Annotated in this window: 20 protein-coding genes and 2 tRNA genes; 16 read left to right on the forward strand and 6 right to left on the reverse strand. The window is 70.8% G+C overall.

The annotated features are described in order from the left end of the window. The first annotated feature begins 19 nt into the window (after positions 1-19). Together LN042_RS27025 and LN042_RS27030 are read left to right on the forward strand one after the other, a co-directional pair. Positions 20-952, forward strand: coding sequence for a carbohydrate ABC transporter permease (locus LN042_RS27025; protein WP_230053998.1), 933 nt, complete (start codon positions 20-22; stop codon positions 950-952). 12 nt (positions 953-964) lie between these two features. Beyond that, positions 965-1912, forward strand: a complete 948-nt coding sequence (locus tag LN042_RS27030; protein ID WP_230053999.1) for a carbohydrate ABC transporter permease — start codon at positions 965-967, stop codon at positions 1910-1912. Positions 1913-1979: 67 nt separating this feature from the next. Here LN042_RS27030 and pepN read toward each other — a convergent pair whose 3' ends face one another. Together pepN and LN042_RS27040 are read right to left on the reverse strand one after the other, a co-directional pair. Beyond that, positions 1980-4550 carry an aminopeptidase N gene (gene pepN, locus LN042_RS27035; RefSeq protein WP_230054000.1) on the reverse strand — a complete coding sequence of 857 codons (2571 nt, stop codon included), beginning with the start codon at positions 4548-4550 and terminating at the stop codon, positions 1980-1982. Between the two features lie 286 nt (positions 4551-4836). After that, positions 4837-6231 carry an amino acid permease gene (locus LN042_RS27040; RefSeq protein ID WP_230054001.1) on the reverse strand — a complete coding sequence of 465 codons (1395 nt, stop codon included), beginning with the start codon at positions 6229-6231 and terminating at the stop codon, positions 4837-4839. Between the two features lie 253 nt (positions 6232-6484). Here LN042_RS27040 and LN042_RS27045 point away from each other — a divergent pair, with 253 nt between their 5' ends. Continuing rightward, entirely contained in the window at positions 6485-7087 is a 603-nt protein-coding gene (locus LN042_RS27045; protein WP_230054002.1) for a biotin transporter BioY, read from the forward strand. 60 nt (positions 7088-7147) lie between these two features. Continuing rightward, a complete protein-coding gene (locus LN042_RS27050; protein ID WP_230054003.1) occupies positions 7148-7636 on the forward strand; it encodes a ribose-5-phosphate isomerase in 489 nt (162 codons plus the stop codon). Positions 7637-7679: 43 nt separating this feature from the next. Here the strand turns inward: LN042_RS27050 and LN042_RS27055 are convergent, their stop codons facing one another. Continuing rightward, positions 7680-8969, reverse strand: coding sequence for a GNAT family N-acetyltransferase (locus tag LN042_RS27055; RefSeq protein ID WP_230054004.1), 1290 nt, complete (start codon positions 8967-8969; stop codon positions 7680-7682). Positions 8970-9204: 235 nt separating this feature from the next. On the opposite strand from LN042_RS27055, the gene LN042_RS27060 reads away from it, so the two are divergent. Together LN042_RS27060 and LN042_RS27065 are read left to right on the forward strand one after the other, a co-directional pair. Then, on the forward strand, positions 9205-10428 hold the full coding sequence (locus LN042_RS27060; protein ID WP_230054005.1) for a PP2C family protein-serine/threonine phosphatase: 1224 nt from the start codon (positions 9205-9207) through the stop codon (positions 10426-10428). Positions 10429-10811: 383 nt separating this feature from the next. Then, the gene (locus tag LN042_RS27065; protein WP_230054006.1) at positions 10812-11009 is read left to right on the forward strand and encodes a hypothetical protein; all 198 of its coding nucleotides are present in this window, start codon (positions 10812-10814) and stop codon (positions 11007-11009) included. Positions 11010-11027: 18 nt separating this feature from the next. Here the strand turns inward: LN042_RS27065 and LN042_RS27070 are convergent, their stop codons facing one another. Both LN042_RS27070 and LN042_RS27075 read right to left on the reverse strand, forming a co-directional pair. After that, positions 11028-11837, reverse strand: coding sequence for a DUF6348 family protein (locus LN042_RS27070; protein ID WP_230054007.1), 810 nt, complete (start codon positions 11835-11837; stop codon positions 11028-11030). Positions 11838-12006: 169 nt separating this feature from the next. Next, positions 12007-12077 (reverse strand) — tRNA-Gly (locus tag LN042_RS27075). Between the two features lie 99 nt (positions 12078-12176). Between LN042_RS27075 and LN042_RS27080 the strand changes: the two genes are divergently transcribed. The 5 genes from LN042_RS27080 (at position 12177) to clpX (ending at position 16982) form a co-directional block, all read left to right on the forward strand. Continuing rightward, positions 12177-12253: transfer RNA gene (locus tag LN042_RS27080), tRNA-Pro, on the forward strand. A 237-nt stretch (positions 12254-12490) separates the two neighbouring features. Then, entirely contained in the window at positions 12491-13903 is a 1413-nt protein-coding gene (gene tig / locus LN042_RS27085) for a trigger factor (protein WP_230054008.1), read from the forward strand. A gap of 205 nt (positions 13904-14108) precedes the next feature. After that, positions 14109-14714 carry an ATP-dependent Clp protease proteolytic subunit gene (locus LN042_RS27090; RefSeq protein ID WP_230054036.1) on the forward strand — a complete coding sequence of 202 codons (606 nt, stop codon included), beginning with the start codon at positions 14109-14111 and terminating at the stop codon, positions 14712-14714. 56 nt (positions 14715-14770) lie between these two features. Beyond that, a complete protein-coding gene (locus tag LN042_RS27095; protein WP_230054009.1) occupies positions 14771-15427 on the forward strand; it encodes an ATP-dependent Clp protease proteolytic subunit in 657 nt (218 codons plus the stop codon). A 268-nt stretch (positions 15428-15695) separates the two neighbouring features. Further along, positions 15696-16982 carry an ATP-dependent Clp protease ATP-binding subunit ClpX gene (gene clpX / locus LN042_RS27100; RefSeq protein WP_230054010.1) on the forward strand — a complete coding sequence of 429 codons (1287 nt, stop codon included), beginning with the start codon at positions 15696-15698 and terminating at the stop codon, positions 16980-16982. Between the two features lie 65 nt (positions 16983-17047). Here clpX and LN042_RS27105 read toward each other — a convergent pair whose 3' ends face one another. Next, positions 17048-17881 carry a hypothetical protein gene (locus LN042_RS27105; protein WP_230054011.1) on the reverse strand — a complete coding sequence of 278 codons (834 nt, stop codon included), beginning with the start codon at positions 17879-17881 and terminating at the stop codon, positions 17048-17050. 155 nt (positions 17882-18036) lie between these two features. On the opposite strand from LN042_RS27105, the gene LN042_RS27110 reads away from it, so the two are divergent. From LN042_RS27110 to ndk, 5 genes are all read left to right on the forward strand, one after another. After that, complete coding sequence (locus LN042_RS27110) at positions 18037-20667, forward strand: valine--tRNA ligase (RefSeq protein ID WP_230054037.1); 2631 nt, start codon at positions 18037-18039, stop codon at positions 20665-20667. Positions 20668-20927: 260 nt separating this feature from the next. Then, a complete protein-coding gene (locus LN042_RS27115; RefSeq protein WP_230054012.1) occupies positions 20928-21434 on the forward strand; it encodes a hypothetical protein in 507 nt (168 codons plus the stop codon). 113 nt (positions 21435-21547) lie between these two features. Then, entirely contained in the window at positions 21548-22948 is a 1401-nt protein-coding gene (gene folC / locus LN042_RS27120) for a bifunctional tetrahydrofolate synthase/dihydrofolate synthase (protein ID WP_372495827.1), read from the forward strand. Between the two features lies 1 nt (position 22949). Next, positions 22950-23306, forward strand: a complete 357-nt coding sequence (locus LN042_RS27125) for a DUF4233 domain-containing protein (RefSeq protein WP_230054013.1) — start codon at positions 22950-22952, stop codon at positions 23304-23306. A 93-nt stretch (positions 23307-23399) separates the two neighbouring features. Beyond that, on the forward strand, positions 23400-23813 hold the full coding sequence (gene ndk / locus LN042_RS27130) for a nucleoside-diphosphate kinase (RefSeq protein WP_230054014.1): 414 nt from the start codon (positions 23400-23402) through the stop codon (positions 23811-23813). The last annotated feature ends 253 nt before the right edge of the window (positions 23814-24066 follow it).

Genomic DNA, 24066 nt, shown 5'->3' on the forward strand with positions numbered 1-24066 from the left:
TGGCGGACAGGAGCAGTTGATGCGTCACCGGAAGTACCCCTTCATCGTGGGGTTCCTCATCGTCCCCGTCGCGCTCTACGTACTGCTGGTCATCTGGCCGTACCTGCAGACCTTCGGGTACTCCCTGACCGACTGGTCCGGGGCCTCGCAGCAGATGAACTTCATCGGGCTGCGCAACTACACCACGCTGTTCGGCGACAACGTCTTCGTGCTGGCGCTGGAGCACAACCTGCTGCTGCTCGCGGTGCTGCCGCTCGCCACCATCCTGCTGGCGCTGTTCTTCGCCTTCATGCTCAACGTCGGCGGCCGGGGCGGCACCGGGGGAGTGCAGGGGGTGCGCGGCGCCGGCTTCTACAAGGTGGTCTTCTTCTTCCCGCAGGTGCTGTCGGTCGCCATCCTCTCGGTGCTCTTCCAGGGCGTCTACCGCACCGACCAGGGCGGCCTGTTGAACGGCGTGCTGGTCGAGCTGGGCGTGGAGGACCCGAACCGGCCCTGGCAGTGGCTCTCCGACCCCAACCTCGGCCTGTGGTGCGTGATCGGGGTGCTGGTCTGGTCCGGCGTCGGCTTCTACCTGGTGCTGTTCTCGGCCGCCATGCAGTCGGTGCCCAAGGACATCTACGAGGCCGCGCTGCTGGACGGCGCCAAGCGCGGGCAGACCTTCTTCAGGATCACCCTGCCACTGCTGTGGGAGACCATCCAGACCGCCTGGGTGTACCTGGCGATCGCGGCCATGGACTGCTTCGCGCTGGTCTCCACCATGACCCCGGGCAAGTTCTACGGCGGTGGCCCGGACCACCGCAGCGAGATCCTGTCGACCCTGCTGATGCGCAACTTCATCACCTACGGCAAGGCGGGCTACGCCTGCGCCATGGGTGTGGTGATCTTCTTCATCACCCTCATCCTGTCAGTCGTCGCGCTCCGGGTGACCCGGCGCGAGAAGATCGAGTTCTGAGCGGGGCCGGCCATGACCATCCACACCGACACGACCGGCGCCGTCCCGGCCCAGCGCGGCACCGACCGGACGCGCCGGCCGAGCCAGGCGCAGCGCTTCGCCGACAGCGGCGGCATCCTCAACGTCTTCTCGCACGGCTTCCTCGCCCTCTGGGCGCTGATGATCATCGTCCCGCTGTTCTGGATCGTGCTGGGCTCCTTCAAGACCAACGCCCAGATCGGCAGCAGCGCCTGGACCTGGCCGGGAAACTGGCACTTCGACGCGTTCGCCCGGGCCTGGGACAAGGGGATCGGCGGCTTCTTCGCCAACACCGTGATCGTGCTGGCCGGTTCGCTCACCCTGACGATGCTGCTCGGCGCGATGGCGGCCTACGTGCTGGCCCGCTACGAGTTCCCCGGCAACCGCGTCATCTACTACTTCTTCGTGGCCGGCGCGATGTTCCCGGTCTACCTCGCGCTGGTGCCGCTGTTCTTCATGGTGAAGAACCTCGGCCAGATCAGCCCGCTGCTCGGCCTCAACAGCTACCTCGGTCTGATCCTGGTCTACACGGCCTACTCGCTGCCGTTCACCGTGTTCTTCCTCTACGCCTTCTTCCGCTCGCTGCCGACCGCGGTGCACGAAGCAGCGATGATCGACGGTTGTTCGCACACCCGGGCGTTCTTCCAGGTGATGGTGCCGATGGCGAAGTCCGGTCTGATCAGCGTCTTCATCTTCAACGTGCTCGGGCAGTGGAACCAGTACCTGCTGCCGGTCACCCTGATGCAGCAGCAGAACAGCTCCGACCCGGACCATTCGATGCTCGCCCAGGGTCTGATGAACCTGGCCCTGCAGAGCGGCTACGCCAGCGACTTCCCGGGCCTGTTCGCCGGCATGACCATCGCCATGCTGCCGGTGCTGGTGGTGTACCTGTCCTTCCAGAGGCAGGTGCAGGCGGGGCTCACCTCGGCCACGCTCAAGTAGCGCCGAACACGGGCGAACGCCGGAGCGCCTCCTCCGCGGCGGGGGGAGGCGCTCCGGCGTTCGGAGATCAGCCGCGGTCGGCGGCCTGCGCCCGCAGCGCCCGGGCCAGCTCGTCCCGGCACTCCAGCACCAGACGGCGCAGCGCCGGCGCGGCCTGCTCGTGCTCCGCCAGCCAGGCGTCGGTCGCGGTCAGCGTCGCCTCGTCGGTCTGCAGCCGGGGGAAGAAGCCGCCGACGAACCGGATGGCGATCTCAATGCTGCGCTCGGCCCAGATGGACTCCAGCAGCTCGAAGTAGCGCGCGGTGTACGGCGCGGTCAACTCCCGCTGCCCGGCCTGCTGGAAACCGGCGGTCTGCGCACCGACCATGGCGTTGGGCAGCCGGTCCGAATCGGCCACCGCCGACCAGGCCGCCGCCTTGGCCTCGGCGGTCGGGCGGGCGGCCAGCGCCTGGGTGGCCTTCTGGCTGCCGCTGGCGGTGTGGTCCCGCTTCAGCTCGGCGTCCAGCTGCTGCACCGTGGCCCGACCGGCGGCGGCCAGCGCGATCCACAGCGACCAGCGCAGGTCCTGGTCCACCTCCAGGCCGTCGATCCGGGTGGTGCCGGCCAGCAGCCCCTCCAGCAGCTCGAACTCCGTCTCGCTCTGCGCGGTGGTGGCCAGGAACCGCGCCCAGGCCAGCTGCTGGTCGCTGCCCGGGGCGGCGGCGCGCAGCTCGCGCAGCGCGCACTCGGCCAGCAGCCGACCGCCCTCGGCCCGGTGCCGGGGGGCGACGAAGACGTCCAGGGCACCCTTGGCCTGGGTGTGCAGGCTCTGCAGCACGCCGATGTCCGACTCCGAGCCGGCGAACCGCACCACCAGGTCCAGGTACTCGCGGGCCGGCAGCAGCCCGTCCCGGGTCAGGTTCCAGCAGGCGGACCAGGCCAGCGCGCGCGCGAGCGGTTCGCGGATGTCGCCGAGCGAGCCGAGCAGGGTGGTCAGCGAGGCGGCGTCGAACCGGATCTTGCAGTACGTCAGGTCGTCGTCGTTGACCAGGATCAGCGCCGGGCGCGGCCGGCCGGCCGCCTCCGCGACCACGGTGCGGGCACCGGTGACGTCCAGTTCGAGGCGGGCGCCGCGGACCAGGGCGCCGTCCGGTTCGCGGTCGTAGAGGCCGACCGCGAGCCGGTGCGGGCGCGGTGTCTCGCCGTACTGCCGGATCGCGAGCTCGGTGATCCGGCCCTCCGCGTCCACCGTGACCTCGGGGGTCAGCGCGTTGACGCCCGAGGTCTGCAACCAGGCCGCGGACCACTCGGCCATCGCCTGCTCACCGCGACCGGAGGTGACGGCCAGCACCTCCAGCAGGTCGCCGAGCACGGTGTTGCCGAAGGCGTGCTGCTGGAAGTAGCGGCGGGCCCCCTCGAAGAACGCGTCCCGGCCGGCGTAGGCGACCAGCTGCTTGAGCACCGAGGCGCCCTTGGCGTAGGTGATCCCGTCGAAGTTGAGCTTGGCGTCCTCGACGTCGCGGATGTCCGCGGTGATCGGGTGGGTGGTCGGGTACTGGTCCTGCCGGTACGCCCAGGCCTTGCGCTGGTTGGCGAAGGTCACCCAGGAGGCCTGGTACTTGGTGGCCTCCTGCTGCGCGAACGAGCCCATGAAGTCGGCGAACGACTCCTTGAGCCACAGGTCGTCCCACCACTTCATGGTGACCAGGTCGCCGAACCACATGTGCGCCATCTCGTGCAGGATGACGTTGGCCCGCGACTCGTAGGCGGCCTCGGTGACCCGGGAGCGGAAGACGAAGTCCTCCTTGAAGGTCACGCAGCCCGGGTTCTCCATCGCCCCGATGTTGTACTCCGGCACGAAGCACTGGTCGTACTTGCCGAACGGGTACGGGTACTGGAACTCCTCGTGGAAGAAGTCCAGGCCCTGCTTGGTGACCTCGAAGATCTCCTCGGCGTCGAAGTACGGCGCCAGCGACTTGCGGCAGGTGGCGGCCAGCGGGATCTCCAGGGTGGAGCCGTCCGGCAGCCGGCGGCTCCAGTGGTCCCGGACCACGTGGTACGGACCGGCCACCACGGCCGTCAGATAGGTGGAGATCGGCTTGGTCTCCAGGAACCGCCAGACCTTGACGCCGGCCTCCTCGACGACCGACTCCTCGGCCTCGTTGCCGTAGACGTCCCAGGCAGCCGGTGCGCTCACGGTGAACCGGTAGGGCGCCTTGAGGTCGGGCTGCTCGAAGTTGGCGAACACCCGGCGGGCCTCGGCCGGCTCGTAGTGGGTGTAGAGGTAGGTCTCCCCGTCGGCCGGGTCGGTGAAGCGGTGCAGACCCTCCCCGGTCCGGCTGTACGCGCAGTCGGCGTCCACCACCAGGACGTTCTCGGCCTCCAGGCCTTCCAGCGCCACCCGGGCGCCGTCGAACACGGCGGCCGGGTCGAGTTGACGCCCGTTCAGGGTGACGGCCCGCACACCCGGCGCCAGCAGGTCGGCGAAGCTGGCGGCGCCCGGTGTGGTGCAGCTGAAGCGGATCGTGGTGGTGGAGCGGAAGGTCGCGGCGTCGGCCTCCGGCGCGCCGGTCACGTCGAGGTGGACCTCGTAACCGTGCACGCTGAGGAGGCTCGCACGCTGCTGAGCTTCGTCGCGACTGAGATTCTTGCCCGGCACTGCGGTACTCCTTTGTCCGGCTCGCACGGTGCTGTGCAGATGGCGTGGAGGAGCAGGTCCTGCCCCGGGGCATCTTTTCACGCGCCCCCGGCGTGCCGCTGGCGCCGGTGGTCGCCCGCGCCCGGGCCGACGGCCGGGACCACGGCGTCGACTTCGCGCCGTCAGATGCCCGACCGCCGCCCCGGATCCGTGGGACCGACCGCCGCCCCGGATCCGTGGGACCGACCGCCGACCGCCGACGCGACCGCCGACCAGGCCGTAGGTTCGGCCGCCGACCGCGCCCCGGCTACCCGCGCGCCGCGAGTCGGCGCTGGCGCCAGTAGCCGGCCGCGCTCAGGCCGGCCACCAGCACACCGGCCGCGTACAGCTGGTCGCGGTTGCCCGACGTGGTGGTCATCAGACCCAGCAGGCCGACCACGGCGGCGATGGCGAGCCAGGTCAGGTACGGGTAGCCCCACATGCGGACGGTCAGCAGCTCGGGGGCCTCGCGCTCCAGGCGGCGGCGCATCCGCAGCTGGGCGACGCCGATGAAGAGCCACACCACCAGGATGGCCACGCCGGTGGTGTTCATCAGCCAGGTGAACACGGTGTCCGGCCACCAGTAGCCGGCCAGCACGGCGGCGAAGCCGAAGGCGCAGGAGGCCAGCACCGCCAGGCGCGGCACGCCGCCGGACGCCTTGGCCAGCGCCTTGGGGCCCTGACCGCGGGCGACCAGCGAGAAGGCCATCCGGGAGGCGCCGTAGATGTTGGCGTTCATCGCGCTCAGCAGGGCGATCAGCACCACGGCCTTCATGACCACGGCCGCACCCGGCACGTTCAGCAGCTGGAGCACCGTCACGTAGGGGCCCAGCTTGACCACGTCGGGGTTGTTCCACGGCACCAGGGTGACCACCAGGGCCATCGAGCCGATGTAGAAGACGGCGATCCTCCAGACCGCCGTGCGCACCGCGTTGGCCACGTTGCGACGCGGGTCGTCGGACTCGGCCGCCGCGATGGTCACCGTCTCCAGGCCGCCGTAGGCGAAGACCGAGGCGAGCAGGCCGGTGACCAGTCCGCTGCCGCCGTGCGGCAGGAAGCCGCCGTGCCCGGTCAGGTTGGCGGCGCCCGGCGCGCCGTGGCCGATGACACCGGTGACGCCCAGCACGCCGAGCACCAGGAAGGCCACGATCGCGGTGATCTTCACCGCCGCGAACCAGAACTCGAACTCGCCGAAGTTCTTCACCGCGGTCAGGTTGCTGGCGCAGAAGAACGCCATGAAGACGCCGACCCAGGCCCAGCCCGGCACGCCCGGGATCCAGGAGTTCATGATCGAGCCGGCCGCGGTGGCCTCCGCCGCGACGCCGCAGCAGAGCATCACCCAGTACATCCACCCGGCGGTGACACCCGCCCAGGGGCCGATCTCGCGCTCGGCGTGCACCGAGAAGGAGCCGGAGGCCGGGTGGGCGGCGGACATCTCGCCCAGCATCCGCATGACCAGCATCACCAGCAGGCCGGAGCCGAGGAAGGCCAGGATGATGGCCGGGCCGGCTGCCGCGATGCCCGCGCCGGAGCCCACGAAGAGGCCGGCGCCGATGACGCCGCCGAGGGCGATCATCGAGAGGTGGCGCTGCTTCAGGCCATGGCTCAGCTGCGGGCTGCCGGAGGCTTCGGGGGCCTTCGGCGGTGCGGTGACAGTGCTCATCGCGGGTTATCCAGACGCTCGTATAACGGACGACCCGTCCCAATATGCGGGAGCCGCGGCGGCATCGCGAAGCTGTGCTCAGGATCCGGACCCGCAGGCTGCGCAGCGTAGGCGGATGTGTCTGCACAGTGAAACGGCCGGTATGAACCTCACAAGTGCAGGCCGATCGGGTTTGTGGGTAGTGGTATCGAAACCGAAGATCAAGAAGCGTAGGTTCACGAACGTTCATTGATTCAGCCGTTTGGAGGATCCGATGGCCCTTGCCGCCGCCCCGCTCACGTCCCGTCCGGTGCTGGCCGACCTGCTGCCCGCCGCCGACACCCGCCTCGGTGCGGCGCTGCGCGAGCTGGCCCTGGTGGGCGGCGGCGCCGCGCTCACCGGCCTGGCCGCGCAGTTCTCGGTGCCGGTGCCGGGCTCGCCGGTGCCGGTGACCGGGCAGACGTTCGCCGCGCTGCTTGTCGGCACGGCCCTCGGGGCCCGCCGGGGCGCCGCCGCGCTCGCCGTCTACCTGCTGGCCGGGGTGGCGGGTCTGCCCTGGTTCGCCGGGGGCAGCTCGGGCTGGGCGATGCCCTCCTTCGGCTACGTGCTGGGCTTCGTGCTGGCCGCCGCGCTCACCGGCCTGCTGGCCCGGCGCGGCGCCGACCGCGGCCCGCTGCGCACCGCCGGCGTGATGGTGCTCGGCAACCTGACCATCTACGCGGTCGGCGTGCCCTACCTGGCCGCCGCGCTGCACGTCCCGCTCGCCAAGGCGGCCGACCTGGGCCTCTACCCGTACCTGGTGGGCGACGCGCTGAAGACGGCGGTCGCGATGGGCGCGCTGCCGCTGGCCTGGAAGCTGCTGGGCAAGCGGGCCTGACCTGACGTGGTGCCGGGGGCTTCGGCGGCACCGGTGCCGCGGCGTGCCAGACTCATGGCCATGCGCGTTTACCTGGGTTCCGACCACGCCGGATACGAACTGAAGAACCACCTCGTCGAGTGGCTGACCAAGGCCGGCCACGAGCCGATCGACTGCGGCCCGCACATCTACGACGCCGAGGACGACTACCCGCCGTTCTGCCTGCGGGCCGCCGAGCGCACCGCGGCCGACCCGGAGGCGCTGGGCATCGTGATCGGCGGCTCGGGCAACGGCGAGCAGATCGCCGCCAACAAGGTCAAGGGCGTGCGGGCCGCCCTCGCCTGGAGCGAGCAGACCGCCGCCCTCGGCCGTGAGCACAACAACGCCAATGTGATCAGCATCGGCGGCCGGATGCACACGGTCGAGGAGGCGACCAAGTTCGTCGAGATCTTCCTCGCCACCCCGTACAGCAACGAGCCCCGGCACACCCGCCGGATCGAGATGCTCGACACCTACGAGGCCACCGGCGAGCTGCCCCCCATCCCGGCCCACCACCCGCAGCAGGGCTGAGCCACCAGGGAGCCCCTGCCGGGCTCCCTCAGCGCCCTGGCCGTCAGAAGTTGTGCGGCAGCCAGGGCGCCACCGCCCAGCCGAACGCCGCCGAGGCCTCGGCGAGGGCGCCGGGGCGCAGCTCCCGGACCAGCCCGGCCGCCGCCAGCGCGGCCAGCGAGACGCCGCCCAGGTACGCCGAGCCCAGCTCGCGCACCGGCAGGGCCAGCTCGGCCGGCGCCTCGGTCGGCTCGCAGGCGGCCGGCTTCTCGGGCCCGGCGGCATGCAGGTGCCAGCGCCCGGTGTTCCACGGGCAGAACTCGTCCGTCACCTCCAGCACCAGGTCCACCGGCGCCGCGTAGTGCCGGGAGCGCAGTGCGTCGCCGACCTCCACCAGCCGGACGAAGAGCGCGTCCGACAGCTGCGAGCGCAGCCGCCGCGGGTCGGAGACCAGGTGCAGCAGCGGGTCGTCCACCGGGAGGTTGGCCGCCACCACCGTGTCGGTCAGGTCCAGGTCCAGCAGGTACGCCCAGAGCGCCGCCCGTGCGCCGGGATCGGACGCCAGCAGCTCGCGCACCCGCACCTCGCCGGCCGGTCCGGCGTGCTCCCAGCTCATCCGGGTGGAGTAGCGGGCGAAGCCGAGCAGGGTGCCGTTCACCCGGTCCTCGGCCAGCACGCACTGCAGCGGCGTGTGGCCCTCGCGCTCGCTCGCCGGGTCCAGCAGCGGCAACCGCTCCCAGCCGGGCAGCCGGGCCACCATCCCCGGGCGCAGCGGCACCAGCTCGCCGTAGAGCCGCTCGCAGGCCGGCGACGCCGTCACCGGGTCGGCCAGCCGCAGGCGGATCCGGCCGTCCTCGGGGCGTTCCACCCGGACCCGGGCGCGCTCCATGCTGACCCCGAGCTTCCAGGTGGCCAGGCCGTAGCCGTAGCGGCCGTAGATGGCCGGCTCGGAGGCCGTCAGCACCGCCAGCGACTCGCCGCGCTCGTGCACCTCGTCCAGCTGATGGCGCATCAGCGCGGTGAGCACCCCGCGCCGCCGGTGGGTGGGCAGGACCCCGACCATGGTCACCCCGGCGGCGGGCAGCAGCGCGCCGCCCGGCACCGCCACCCGGAACGAGTAGGCGCCGGCCCCGCCGACCGCGAGGTCGCCGTCCCACACCCCCAGCGAACGGTCGACCTCGGTCAGCGCCTGCCACAGGCCGCGGCGCTCCGGGCTCTCGTCGGCGCCGAAGGCCACCTCCAGCGCGTCGTACCAGGCGTCCCACTCGGCGGCCTTGAGCGTCCGCAGGGACAGCACGTCGTGGTCGGCAGCGGAACCGGCAGCCGAGGAACGGGCATCCGAGGACTGTGTCATATGACACAGCTACCACTCGCACACGCGTGCCGCGAGCCCTTCCGGTCGTGCGGCGCGCGGGCGCGGGCCCGCAACCCCCGGCGCGCCAGGTGCGGTGAGCGCCCCAACTCGCTTCCCGAGCAGGCCTGGTGGGCCGCCGGCGGCCCGGTACGCCCGGCCGAAATCGTGCGCCCCGGCGGCGCTCAGGTGAACGGCCGTCGACGCGACCGGCCCCCGCTGGATAGGCTCGGGGCCCATGGCTGGCAGCACACCGGGCTCCAGGCCCCAGACGAGTGCGAACGGGGCGGCCCCCGCGGACCCCCTGACGGCCCGGTTGCGCAAGCGCCTCTACCGGGCCCGCCGCACCCTGCGCCGGACCGGGGTGGACTACTTCCGCGGCGACGGCGCCGACTGGCTGGCCTTCACCGTGCTGCTGCTCCTGGTGCCGCTGCTGGTCACCCTCAACGTCTGGCTGCCCGCCTGGGTGCCGCCCACCGCGCTGGTGCTGCCGATCCTGGCCGGCTCACTGCTGCTGCGCCCGGTCTCGCTGGTGCTGCTCTACGCCACGGCGGCGCTCGGCCTGTCCACCGAGTCGGTGATCCACAGCGGTGAGCGGGCCGCCAGTGACCGCCCGGAGGCCTATGTCTTCGGCGTGACCCCCGGTGCCGCCCTGGTGGTCGGCGCGGTGGGGGTGGCCGGGCTGCTGCTCGCCCAGTTCCGCAGCCGGGTCGGGGTGCCCTGGCGCAGTGGCGGCTCGATGCTCTTCGACCTGCGCGAGCGGCTCAAGGTGCAGAGCAAGGTGCCGGACCTGCCCACCGGTTGGCACGCCGACATGTCGCTGCGCCCGGCGGGCGGCCAGTCGTTCTCCGGTGACTTCGTGGTGGCGGCCCGCACCGGGCCGGGGCGGCGGATGCTGGAAGTCGTGCTGGCCGACGTCTCGGGCAAGGGCATGGACGCCGGTTCCCGGGCGCTGCTGCTCTCCGGGGCCTTCGGGGGGCTGCTCGGCTCGCTGCCACCGCACGACTTCCTGCCGGCGGCCAACGGCTACCTCCTCCGGCAGGACTGGGAGGAGGGCTTCGCCAGCGCCGTCCACCTGGCCCTGGACCTGGACACGGGGGAGTACGAGCTGCTGTCGGCCGGCCATCTGCCGGGCATGCAGCGGCTCGGCGGGGCCGGGCGCTGGGAGAGCAAGGAGGCCACCGAGGGGCCGCTGCTGGGCCTCTACGACGGCGCCAAGTTCGAAGGGGTGCGCGGCCGCCTCGGCCCCGGTGACGTGCTGATGCTCTGCACCGACGGGATGGTCGAGGCGCCGGGCCGGGACTTGGCCGAGGGCATGGACCGGTTGATGGGCGAGGCGGACCGGCTGGTGGCCGGGGGTCAGCTGGGGCGGGACAGCGGCGGCGCGGCGGGCCGCCTGATCGAGACGGTGGCCAAGGACATCAACGACGACCGCGCGGTGCTGCTGCTCTGGCGGCGCTGAGGCCCGGGTCGGCCCACCGACGCTCAAGCGGACGCACACGTGGATGTCAATGGCCAGTGGTGATCTTCGGCCAATCTCTCGGACGGCGGCGGGCCGGCGGTGCGTCCACGAACGGCCCGGTCGGACACCCCCGGTCGACGGGCCGTCAGGTCCGGTCGGCTATCGTCTCGGTCGGCGGAAACTCGTCCCACATCGCAGGACTTTTGGCACGGGTCACTGGCAAGTCCTTTACGCAGTCGGCACGGTCGACCACACTGAGTCCGGGCGGGACTGGCCGGATCTCGGGGGCAATCGGGTGTGCTTGGGGCCGACGGGTGCCGCCTGGGGGACCTTCGGGCAGGCCGTGGTCCGTTCCGCCACGACATGTGAGGAAGTGAGTCCGGGTGGCACTCTCCGTCTCTGCGCTGGTCCTGTTCGGCGTGATGATGATCATCTTCATCCGCTCCGGGGCCATCAAGTGGCCGCACGCCATCGTGGCCACGCTCTTCGGCTTCATGCTCAACCAGTCGACCCAGCTGTCGAAGCCGATCCAGGACTTCCTCACCTCGGTCGCCAACACGCTGGGCAAGATGACCAACTGACCCGGTGCCGGGGCGGTGTCACTGCCCCGCCCGGCGGGCCTGCCACCAACGGCTGAGCCGGCCGCGCCGGACGGTCCGGGGGTCGGCCTCCGCCTGCGCCGGCTCGGCACTGGCGAGGGCCACCGGCTCGGCCTCGGCGGTGCGCACCGCCGCCAGGGTGCTGCCCTCGGCGGTCAGCAGCACGAAGAGCCGCGCCCAGCAGAAGCGTTCGGCGCGCGGCCAGTCCAGTGCGCCCAGCGCCCGGGAGGCGGCGGGGCAGACCGTGCCGTTCACCCTGACCTCGGCCACCTCGTCGCCGGTCCGGCCGCCGAAGAAGAGCTTCACGCCGTTCAGTCGCGAATCGGTCAGCTCCGGGGCGAGTGCCGGAGCCAGCTCCGGCAGCAGCTCGTGCCCGCCCAGCCAGTCGGTCAGCCGCGCGCTCTGGAACCCGAAGACGGTGGCCGGCCCCTGCACCGCGTGCCACCCGGGCAGCTCGGCGACGCGGCGGTGGTCGCCGTAGCGGCCCCGGTGGTCCAGCAGCTCGACCACGGCGGCCGCGGTGGTGCCGGCCCACATCCGCACCGCGCTGTCCAGCTTCTCGGTCTCGGTGGTGCCCAGGCCCGCCGCGCAGTCCCAGATCACCGGTGCGTCGGCGCTGCCCAGCCGCAGCACGAACCCGAGGTCCACGTGCCCGCTGCCGCCGCCCTCCCCGGCGTGCTCGCGGATCGCCACAGCGGTGGTCCCGGGGCCGCGCACCACCGCGCCGTCGATGGTGAACTCCCGGTCGTAGCGAGCCATTTCCCGCACCACGCCGCGCTGTATGACCGACAGCCGCTGCTCGGCGTCCACCGCCCCGCCCTCCCTCGCCCCGATCGAACGTCTGTCGAGGCTAGCGGGGTGGAGCCGCGATGTTCCAGTTGTGAACGGCCTGGTGGCGCGCGGTCCGGCGGCCGGCTCCGGCGGCTCCCGCGGACGCCGACGGCCCCGGCTCGTGGGAGCCGGGGCCGTCGCGGTGAAGAGCGGGTGACGAGAATCGAACTCGCGTGACTAGTTTGGAAGACTAGGGCTCTACCATTGAGCTACACCCGCCGGTCCGTGTGGACGGGGAACAGCGTACCCGATCCGGTGGGCTGTCGAATATCTGCGAACCGACGATCGACGCCGTGTACGCTCTCTCTCGCGTGAATGCGGGGTGTGGCGCAGTTTGGTAGCGCGTCCGCTTTGGGAGCGGAAGGTCGTCGGTTCGAATCCGGTCACCCCGACCAGTCGGTTTCGTGGTACCCGGTAGGATGGTTCGCTGGTGGTTCTGGCTCTCGGGCCGACCGCCCAGGGTGACAGAGTCCCCAAGCAGCCCCCTAGCCGGGGCCGGGTCGCTCGCCGTCCACCCCGTACGGGAGATGCCGCACCAGGTGGCTCATCACCCGTCTGCCCGGCCCGCGGCCCCGCGAGGGACTCGGTCCGGACCAGACAAGCCGACCGCAAGCCCCATAGGAGACCTAACCGTGAAGAGCGCCGTCGAGACTCTGAACCCGACCCGGGTTCGACTCACCGTCGAGGTGCCCTTCGAGGAGCTCAAGCCCAGCCTCGACGCGGCGTACAAGAAGATCAACCAGCAGGTCACGGTTCCCGGCTTCCGGAAGGGCAAGATCCCGAACCGGGTCATCGACCAGCGGTTCGGCCGCGCCGCCGTGCTGGAGGAGACCGTCAACGACGCTCTCCCGCGCTTCTACACGCAGGCCGTCGACGAGAACAAGGTCGAGGTCCTCGGTCAGCCCGACATCACGGACATCAAGGGCGTCGAGGACCTCGACGCCAACGGCCTGACCTTCACCGCCGAGGTGGACGTCCGTCCGGAGATCACCCTCCCCGACTTCGCGGAGATCTCGGTCGAGGTCGAGGCCATCGAGGTGACCGACGAGGACGTCGAGAAGTCGCTGGAGCAGCTGCGCGAGCGCTTCTCCTCGGTCAAGGACGTGGAGCGCGCCGCCGCCGCCGGTGACATCGTCGTGGTGGACCTGGAGGCCAAGGTCGACGGTGAGGTGCCGGAGGACGGCACCGCCACCGGCGTGAGCTACGAGATCGGCTCCGGCCGCCTGCTGGACGGCATCGACGAGGCCGTCACCGGCCTGTCGGCCGGCGAGTCGAAGACCTTCACCACCGAGCTCAAGGGCGGCTCCCAGGCCGGCAAGAGCTCCGAGGTGACGGTCACCGTCACCGCGGTCCAGGAGAAGGAGCTGCCCGAGCTGGACGACGAGTTCGCCCAGCTGGCCAGCGAGTTCGACACCCTGGAGGAGCTGCGCGCCGACTCGCGCAAGCGCCTGGGCCGGATGAAGGAGTTCGACCAGGCCACCCAGGCCCAGGAGAAGGTCCTCGACGCCCTGCTCGAGAAGATCGAGATCGAGTTCCCGGAGAAGCTCCTCAAGGACGAGATCGAGACCCGCAAGCACAACCTGGAGCACCACCAGCTGCAGCCGATGGGCCAGACGCTGGAGGGCTACCTCGCCGCCCAGGGCAAGACCCTCGAGGAGTTCGACGCGGACACCGAGGAGCAGGCCAAGAAGGGCATCAAGACCCAGTTCGTGCTGGACGAGATCGTGGCCAAGGAGGAGGTCGGCGTCGACCAGCAGGAGCTCACCGAGCACCTGATCCGCCGCGCCGCCGGCTCCGGCCTGACCCCGGACCAGTTCGCCCAGCAGATCGTCTCCAACCAGCAGGTTCCGCTGCTGGTCGGCGAGGTCGCCCGGGGCAAGGCGCTGGCCCTGGTCGTCGAGGCCGCCACGGTGACCGACAGCAACGGCGAGGTCGTGAACTTCGACGAGGACGAGGAGGAGGCCGCCGAGGCCACCACCGAGGCCGCCGCCGAGGAGACCACCGAGGCCGCCGCCGAGGAGGGCACCGAGTCGACCGAGGCCTGAGCCCGGTCGCCACGTAACGCCTGGACGGGCCCGGACGCAGCACGCGTCCGGGCCCGTTCCCGTACCCCGGCACCTGCGCTCACAGCGAACAGTTCTGTGTGAGGGATTTCCGGACTCCGCCTGGGCGTTAGGGTCGACGAAAGCAAGCTAAACCGACTGAGCAGGTGGCTAAGTGACGTTCCCGCAGATTCAGATGCCTGGCCTGATGACGCCGCGCGCGGCCGGTGGTGACGTGCTCGGCGGCCTGGGCGACCAGGTGTACAACCGGCTGCTCGGGGAGCGCATCATCTTCCTCGGCCAGCAGGTCGACGACGACATCGCCAACAAGATCACCGCCCAGCTCCTCCTCCTGGCCGCCGAGCCGGAGAAGGACATCTACCTGTACATCAACTCCCCGGGCGGCTCGATCACGGCCGGCATGGCGATCTACGACACCATGCAGTACATCAAGAACGACGTGGTCACCATCGCGATGGGCATGGCCGCCTCGATGGGCCAGTTCCTGCTGACCGCGGGCACCCCGGGCAAGCGCTTCGCGCTGCCGAACGCCGAGATCCTGATGCACCAGCCGTCGGCGGGCCTGGGTGGCTCCGCGACCGACATCCGGATCCAGGCGGAGCAGCTGCTCCGGATGAAGCGCCGGATGTCCGAGCTGATCGCGCACCACAGCGGTCAGACCTTCGACCAGATCACCAAGGACTCCGACCGCGACCGCTGGTTCACCGCCGACGAGGCGAAGGCCTACGGTCTGATCGACGACATCATGCACAGCGCCGCGGATGTTCCCGGCGGCGGCGGCACCGGCGCCTGAGCGCCCTGGCCGAGCACCCCACCACGTCGGAAACGCATCCGGAGGACCAACCCGCCATGACCTTCCCCAACACTCCCGCCGGCGAGTTCCTCGGCGCTCGTGCCGAGGGCCGGTACATCGTTCCGCGCTTCGTCGAGCGCACCTCGCAGGGCATCCGCGAGTACGACCCGTACGCCAAGCTGTTCGAGGAGCGGATCATCTTCCTCGGCTCCCAGGTGGACGACGTCTCGGCCAACGACATCATGGCCCAGCTGCTCTGCCTGGAGTCGATGGACCCGGATCGCGAGATCCAGATGTACATCAACTCGCCCGGCGGGTCGTTCACCGCGCTGACCGCGATCTACGACACCATGCAGTACGTCAAGCCGGACATCCAGACCGTCTGCATGGGCCAGGCCGCCTCGGCCGCCGCCGTGCTGCTGGCGGCCGGCACCCCCGGCAAGCGGATGGCACTGCCGAACGCCCGGATCCTGATCCACCAGCCGTACACCGAGACCGGCCGCGGCCAGGTCTCCGACCTGGAGATCCAGGCCAAGGAGATCTTCCGGATGCGCGAGCAGCTGGAGGAGATGCTCTCCAAGCACTCGAACCAGCCGGTCGAGAAGATCCGCGACGACATCGAGCGCGACAAGATCCTCACCGCCGAGGAGGCCCTGGAGTACGGGCTGATCGACCAGATCATCTCCACCCGCAAGGCCTCGCTCAGCGGCTGAGCCGGGTCAGCACCACCCAGTTCCACCGGGGCGGGGCGTACCAGTCGGTACGCCCCGCCCGCCGGGCTACGGCCCCGAAGCGACGGCATCTGTTCGGTATCAATTCGCCCAGGGCGTAGGGCAGAGCAGTCGAAGACGGCCGTTTCCGTGAGTTGGCAGAGTACCGTCGGATACCGAGACCTGAGCGCCCCGGCAGGGGGCGGCCGTCGGGTCCACAGCACCAGGCCCCGGAACCCCCGCGGGGCCCCTGGCGAAGGGGAAGCACCTCGTGGCACGCATCGGAGACGGTGGCGACCTGCTCAAGTGCTCGTTCTGCGGCAAGTCGCAGAAGCAGGTGAAGAAGCTGATCGCCGGCCCAGGCGTGTACATCTGCGACGAGTGCATCGACCTCTGCAACGAGATCATCGAGGAGGAGCTCGCCGAGTCCTCCGAGGTGCGTTTCGAGGAGCTCCCGAAGCCGCGCGAAATCTACGAGTTCCTGGACCAGTACGTGGTCGGCCAGGACCTCGCCAAGAAGGCCCTCTCGGTGGCCGTCTACAACCACTACAAGCGGGTGCAGGCCGGCGAGGCCGGGCGCAGCGGCGGCAGTCGTGACGACGCCATCGAGCTCGCCAAGTCCAACATCCTGCTGCTCGGCCCGACCGGTTCCGGCAAGACGCTGCTGGCGCAGACCCTCGCCCGGATGCTGAACGTGCCGTTCGCGATCGCCGACGCCACCGCGCTGACCGAGGCGGGCTACGTCGGCGAGGACGTCGAGAACATCCTGCTCAAGCTGATCCAGGCGGCCGACTACGACGTCAAGAAGGCCGAGACCGGGATCATCTACATCGACGAGATCGACAAGGTGGCCCGCAAGAGCGAGAACCCGTCGATCACCCGGGACGTCTCCGGGGAGGGCGTCCAGCAGGCGCTGCTGAAGATCCTGGAGGGCACCACCGCCTCGGTGCCGCCGCAGGGCGGGCGCAAGCACCCGCACCAGGAGTTCATCCAGATCGACACCACCAATGTGCTCTTCATCGTCGGCGGCGCGTTCGCCGGCCTGGAGCGGATCATCGAGGGCCGCTCGGGCGCCAAGGGCATCGGCTTCGGCGCCACCATCCGTTCCAAGCGGGAGAGCGACGCCAGCGACCACTTCCGCCAGGTGATGCCTGAGGACCTGGTCAAGTTCGGCATGATCCCGGAGTTCATCGGCCGCCTCCCGGTGATCACCAGCGTGCACAACCTGGACCGTGAGGCGCTGCTGCAGATCCTCACCGAGCCGAAGAACGCGCTGGTCAAGCAGTACCGCAAGCTCTTCGAACTGGACGGTGTGGAGCTGGAGTTCAGCCGGGACGCGCTGGAGGCGATCGCCGACCAGGCGATCCTGCGCGGCACCGGCGCGCGCGGTCTGCGGGCGATCATGGAGGAGGTGCTGATGTCGGTGATGTACGAGGTGCCGTCGCGTCAGGACGTCGCCCGGGTCGTGGTCACCGGCGACGTGGTCTCCAAGCACGCCATCCCGACCCTGGTGCCGCGCGACATGATCAAGCGCGAACGGCGGGACAAGAGCGCCTGACGCCCGGTCAACCCGGAACGCAGCAGGGGCCCGCGGAATCCGCGGGCCCCTTCGTGCTGTTACGACTACTTCGGCACCTCGGCGACCGTTCGCAGTTCGCGCAGGTCGGAGGCGGCCTTGTCGAGCGTCGGGGCGGTGCCCTTGATGGTGGTCTGCATCATCACCACCAGGGAGCTGTTGTCCACCCAGACGCAGACCGCGTCGGTCTCCTTGCCGGTGGTGCCGTCCTCGCAGCTCATCGTGCCGCCCTTGGGGCCGGGGTCCGGGTGGGTGCGCGGGCCGAAGGTGGTGCCCTTGCCGTTGGCCCGGGCGCTGGACTCGAAGCCGTTCCAGAAGCTGGCCTCCTCGGTGTTCGGGGAGGAGATCTTGCCGTAGCCGCCGTAGACCACCACGGCCCGGTCCGAGAGCAGGCCGTTGTAGACGGTGGAGACCATGCCGTCCAGGTCCTGCGACGACGGTTGGCCGGCCAGGGTGGTCTTCAGCTGTTGGGCCAGCGGATTGCCGTCGTCCCTGTTGAGGCCCTGGAAGGACTGCGGCAGCACCACCTGCTGGGTGCCCTCCTTGGAGACCTTGTCGGCCACCGTGAGGACCAGCACCGTCGACGCGATGCCGATGGCGCCCACCACGGCGGCCAGGGTGATGACGAGGCCCTTGCGGCTCTTCCTGGGCGGCGGCGCCGGCGGGACGTAGCCGCCCGCGGCGGGCCAGGCGGTGGCGGGCTGGGCCGGGGGCGGCACCGGACCGTAGGCCGGGGACGGGCCGTAGCCGCCCGGCTGCTGGTACGCCGGCGGCTGCCCGAACCCGCCGGCCTGCCCGTGGTTCGGGGCGGGCCCGCCGTAGCCGCCCTGGCCGTAGCCGGGGGTGGGCGGCGGCGCACCGAACGGGTGCTGCTCGGACATCGGCGTTCCCTCCCAGAAATCACTCGCCGGCGCGGCTCGCTCGCCGGGCTGGTCCGGCGGCCCCCGAACTCCCGGCCGAGGCACGGCACGCTACCGTACGGCACCGACGTGCTCGGGGGCCCGCGCGGTTCCGTAAACTGTGCGTCGTGACCGACATGACGAACCAGCGCCCCACCGACCACGCGTCCGGGGACAACGCAGCCGCCCTTCCGACGACCTACGCGCCGCGCGAGGTAGAGGGCGAGCTGTACGAGCGCTGGGTGGAGCGGGGTTACTTCGAGGCGGACGCCAAGAGCGACAAGACCCCGTACACCATCGTCATCCCGCCGCCGAACGTCACCGGTGCCCTGCACCTGGGCCACGCCTTCCAGCACACCCTGATGGACGCCCTGACCCGCCGTAAGCGGATGCAGGGTTACGAGGCGCTCTGGCTGCCGGGCATGGACCACGCCGGCATCGCCACCCAGAACAAGGTGGAGCAGCAGCTCGCCGAGTCCGGCCTGTCCCGGCACGACCTGGGCCGCGAGGCCTTCGTCGAGAAGGTCTGGGAGTGGAAGGAGAACTACGGCGGCAAGATCCTCGGCCAGATGCGCCGCCTCGGCGACGGCGTGGACTGGAGCCGGGAGCGCTTCACCATGGACGAGGGCCTGTCCAAGGCCGTCCAGACCATCTTCAAGAAGCTCTTCGACGACGGCCTGATCTACCGCGCCGAGCGCATCATCAACTGGTGTCCGCGCTGCCTCACCGCCCTCTCCGACATCGAGGTGGAGCACGAGGACAGCCCCGGCGAGCTGGTCTCGATCCGCTACGGCGACGGCGACGACTCCATCGTGGTCGCCACCACCCGGGCCGAGACGATGCTGGGCGACACCGCGGTCGCCGTCCACCCGGACGACGAGCGCTACCGGCACCTGATCGGCCGCACCATCAAGCTGCCGCTGACGGACCGTGAGATCCCGGTGGTCGCCGACACCCACGTCGACCCGGAGTTCGGCACCGGTGCCGTCAAGGTGACCCCGGCGCACGACCCCAACGACTTCGCCATCGGCCAGCGCCACGACCTGCCCAGCCTGACCGTGATGGACGAGCGCGGTGCCATCACCGTGCACGGCCCGTTCCTCGGCCTGGACCGGATGGAGGCCCGCTCGGCCGTGGTCGGCGCGCTGCGCGAGCAGGGCCGGATCGTCGCCGAGAAGCGCCCCTACATGCACGCGGTGGGCCACTGCTCGCGCTGCCACACCGTCGTCGAGCCGCGCCTGTCGCTGCAGTGGTGGGTCAAGGTCGGCCCGCTGGCCGAGGCGGCCGGCGACGCGGTCCGGGACGGCCGGGTGCAGATCCACCCGAAGGAGCTGGAGCGCCGCTACTTCGACTGGGTCGACAACATGTTCGACTGGTGCATCTCCCGCCAGCTCTGGTGGGGCCACCGGATCCCGGTCTGGTACGGCCCCGACGGCGAGGTCGTCTGCGTCGGCCCGGACGACGAGGTGCCCACGGGCGAGGGCTGGACCCAGGACCCGGACGTCCTGGACACCTGGTTCTCCAGCGGTCTGTGGCCGTTCTCCACCCTGGGCTGGCCGGAGCGGACCCCGGACCTGGAGAAGTTCTACCCCACCGACGTGCTGCTCACCGGCCACGACATCATCTTCTTCTGGGTCGCCCGGATGATGATGTTCGGCCTGTACGCGATGGACGGCAAGGCGCCGTTCCACACCGTGGCGCTGACCGGTCTGGTCCGCGACGAGTTCGGCAAGAAGATGTCCAAGTCCAACCCGAACGCGGTCGATCCGCTGGACTGGATGGACGCCTACGGTGCCGACGCCGTCCGGTTCACCCTGGCCAGCGGCGCCAACCCGGGCGCCGACGTGCCGATCGGCGAGGACTGGGTCAAGGGCTCGCGCAACTTCTGCAACAAGATCTGGAACGCCACCCGGTTCGCGCTGATGAACGGCGCCACCGTCGAGGGCCCGCTGCCGGCCCCCGAGGTGATGACCGCGGCCGACCGCTGGATCCTGTCGCGCCTCAACGAGACCGTGGCCCAGGTCGACGCGCTCTACGACGACTACCAGTTCGCCAAGCTCGCCGACGCGCTCTTCCACTTCGCCTGGGACGAGGTGTTCGACTGGTACGTCGAGCTCTCCAAGACCACCCTGGCCAAGGGCGGCCCGCAGGCCGACGCGGCCCGCCGGGTGCTCGGCGAGGTGCTGGACGTGACGCTGCGGCTGCTGCACCCGGTGGTGCCGTTCGTCACCGACGCGCTCTGGACGGCGCTGACCGGCGCCGAGTCGGTGGTGGTCGCCGCCTGGCCGAAGGACAGCGGCTACCGCGACCAGGACGCCTCGGCCGAGATCGCCACCCTCCAGCAGGTGGTCACCGAGGTTCGCCGGTTCCGTTCCGACCAGGGTCTGAAGCCGGGTCAGAAGGTTCCGGCGACGCTGGACCTGGCGGGCACCCGGCTCGGTGCGCACGAGGAGGCGATGCGCGCGCTGCTGCGGCTCACCGAGCCGACCGACGGCTTCGCGCCGACCGCCTCGCTGGCGGTCGCCGGTGCCACGGTGGCGCTGGACCTGTCCGGCACCATCGACGTGGCCGCCGAGCGCAAGCGGCTGGCCAAGGACCTCGCCGCCGCCGAGAAGGAGTTGGCCCAGACCAGCGGCAAGCTCGGCAACGAGGGCTTCCTGGCGAAGGCCCCGGAGGACGTCGTGGTGAAGATCCGGGCCCGGCAGGCCGCCGCGGAGGCGGACATCGCCCGGATCACCGCCCAGCTCGCCGCGCTGCCCCAGGCCTGACCGGCCCCGACCGCGCGCCCCGAGGCCGCACCCGCTCCGGCGGGTGCGGCCTCGGCCGTTTCCGGCGCGGCCAAGACCGATTAGCAGCCGAATTCCACCGACCGCCAGAAAACGATCGGATTCGCATTCCCGGGGAACAACACTCGGCCATGTTTCGGTGTTCTCGGAAGGTGCGCCGTATACGGTGATCTGCAGTTGCGATCGGCGGTGACTGCGCTCAACGGCAGTCCCGATCAACGGCGGCGACGGGAAGACATGGCATGACGCGAACGCAGACAATGGTCGGCGAACTCCCCGCCCAGCGGGTCGAGGAGGCCAAGGGCCGGGCCGCGACCCTGCTGCTGGCCTTCCGGCACGGCAACCAGCTCGCCTTCGACCAGGAACTGGACGAGCTGCTCGCCGAGGAGGACGAGCGCGCGGTGGTCACCCTGCTCACCTGGATCGCCGCCGAGGCGGTGCGCAAGGCCTACGCCCCCGAGGTCGGCGACCGGGTGCTGCGCGGACTGGCCCGCCGGGCGCCGCAGGGCGAGGTCCCGGTCGCGGTGGACGAGGAGTCGGTGGACGCGGCCCGGCTGATCGAGGCGGTCCGCGGCGGCGACGCGGCCGCGGTGCGCGACCTGGTGGCCGGCACCGCCGACACCACCTTCCTGCTCGGCGGCCTGCTGCAAGGCGTGGCGATGATGCTGCCGCTGGTGCCCGAGGCCGAGGTCGACGCCGTGGTGAACGAGCTGAGGGCACGTCACGCCCCGGTTCCGGCCGCCGTCTGAGCCGCGCACTTTGCCCGGTCTTTACCCCCGGGTGGCCGGAGGTTGACGGACGGCTCCGGGCGCCGCCGCCCCGGCGCGTCGCCGCGCCGGGCGCACTCCGTAGACTGGGCCGCGTGAGCAGCAGCGCGGAGCCGAACCCGTACACCATCCGCCCCGAGGGCGCGGACCCCGCCGAGCCGGTGACCGGTCTGCGGGAGGTCGAGACCGAGCTGGCCAAGCGCTGGCCGGAGAACAAGCTCGAGCCGAGCCTGGACCGCATCCGGGCGCTGATGGACATCCTCGGTGAGCCCCAACAGTCCTATCCGACCATTCACATCACCGGGACCAACGGCAAGACCTCCACCGCCCGGATGATCGAGCAGCTGCTGAACGCCTTCGAGCTGCGCACCGGCCGCTACACCAGCCCGCACGTGGAGTCCGTGACCGAGCGGATCAGCCTGGACGGGCAGCCGATCAGCGAGGACAGGTTCGTCGAGACCTACCGGGACATCGAGCCCTACCTCCGGATGGTCGACGAGCAGCAGCCGGTCGCCCTCTCCTTCTTCGAGGTGCTCACCGGCATGGCCTACGCGGCGTTCGCCGACGCCCCGGTCGACGTGGCCGTGATCGAAGTCGGCATGGGCGGCAGCTGGGACGCCACCAACGTGATCGACGCGGCGGTCTCGGTGATCACCCCGATCTCGCTGGACCACACCGACAAGCTCGGCAGCACCACGGGTGAGATCGCCGTGGAGAAGTCCGGGATCATCAAGCCCGGTGCCCTCGCGGTGGTCTCCCAGCAGCCGCTGGACGCGGCCCAGACCATCCTCAAGCGGGCCGTCGAGGTGGACGCCACGGTGGCCCGGGAGGGCATGGAGTTCGGCGTGCTGCACCGCGAGATCGCGGTCGGCGGGCAGCTGATGACGCTGCGCGGCCTGGGCGGCGCCGAGTACGAGGACGTCTTCATCCCGCTGCACGGCGAGCACCAGGCGCACAACGCGGCCATGGCGCTGGCCGCCGTGGAGGCCTTCTTCGGCGTCGGCGCGGCCCGCGAGGGCCAGCTGGACATCGACAAGGTCCGCCAGGCCTTCGCCGGCGTCTCCTCACCCGGCCGCCTGGAGGTGGTGCGGCGCAGTCCGACCATCCTGCTGGACGCCGCCCACAACCCCGAGGGCGCCCGGGTCACCGCGGCCGCGATCAGCGAGGCCTTCGGCTTCACCCGGTTGATCGGCGTGGTCGGCACCAGCGGCGACAAGGACGTGACCGGCGTGCTGGAGGCCTTCGAGCCGATCCTGGCCGAGGTGGTGGTCACCCAGAACTCCACCCACCGGGCGATGGCCGTGGACAGCCTGGCCGCCCAGGCGGTCGAGGTGTTCGGCGAGGACCGGGTGGTGGTCGAGCCGCGGCTGGACGACGCGATCGACGCCGCCGTCACGCTCGCCGAGGAGGAAGGCGACCTGGGCGGGGCCGGAGTCCTGGTCACCGGGTCCGTGATCACGGTGGGCGAGGCCCGCCTGCTGCTCGGGAAGAAGTGAGATGCGCACCCTCTGCTCCTCCACGCTGATCGGCGAGGTCTTCGTGATCCTCTTCGCGGCCTGCGTCGCGATGCGGATGACGGACGTCTCCACCGGGCTGATCTGGACCGTCAGCGGGATCGCCATGCTGCTCTGTGTGCTGCTCTGCGGGGTGATCACCCGGCCGGGCGCGGTGGCGATCGGGTGGGCGCTGCAGCTCGCGCTGATCGCCAGTGGGCTGCTGCTGCCCACCATGTACGGGCTGGGCGTGATCTTCGCCGGGCTGTGGTGGTGCTCGGTGCACTACGGTCGCAAGATCGACCACATCAAGGAAGAACGCAGCAGGGCGGCCGGGGCGGCCGCCACCGCCGACGCCTGAGCATTCGTTCACCCAAGGTAGCCTCTGGGGCGGCGGTACCCGGGTGGTACCCGCCCCCGATTCTCGTTCCCTGATCCTCACTGGAGCCGCACCGTGTCCCAGCGCACCCTCGTCCTGCTCAAGCCCGACGCCGTCCGCCGTGGCCTGGCCGGCGAGATCATCAGCCGGATCGAGCGCAAGGCCGGCTGGCAGCTGACCGCGATGGAGCTGCGCACCTTCGACCGGGCCACCCTGGAGGTCCACTACGCGGAGCACGTCGGCCGCCCGTTCTACGAGCCGCTGCTGGAGTTCATGACCTCCGGCCCGTCGATCGCGCTGATCGTCGAGGGCGAGAACGTGGTCCCCGGCATCCGCGCGCTGGCCGGTGCCACCGACCCGCTGCAGGCCGGCCCCGGCACCATCCGCGGCGACTACGCGACCATCACCCGGGAGAACCTGATCCACGCCTCCGACTCGCCCGAGTCGGCCGAGCGCGAGATCAAGATCTTCTTCCCGGCGCACGCCTGAGCTTTCCGCCGGATGGGCGATCGGCCATCCGGCTGACGGCCCGTCGGTTGGTCTGGGCCGGATCGAGTCAGGGGGACCCGGCTCAGCCAACAGTGGGAAACCGATCGTCATATATGGAACTGGATGTGCCGACACGGCGTCCCAATGCCAGGAGAAGCCGTTCGGCAACGGAGAATGGACACCATGCCCACCCCGCCGACGAGTTCGCCGGGCCTGGCTACGATGGAGGCGACTCGCGGTCCACGTGTCCGCC

Origin of the sequence: Kitasatospora humi (assembly GCF_020907985.1) — a bacterium.
Classification (GTDB): Bacteria; Actinomycetota; Actinomycetes; order Streptomycetales; family Streptomycetaceae; genus Kitasatospora; species Kitasatospora humi.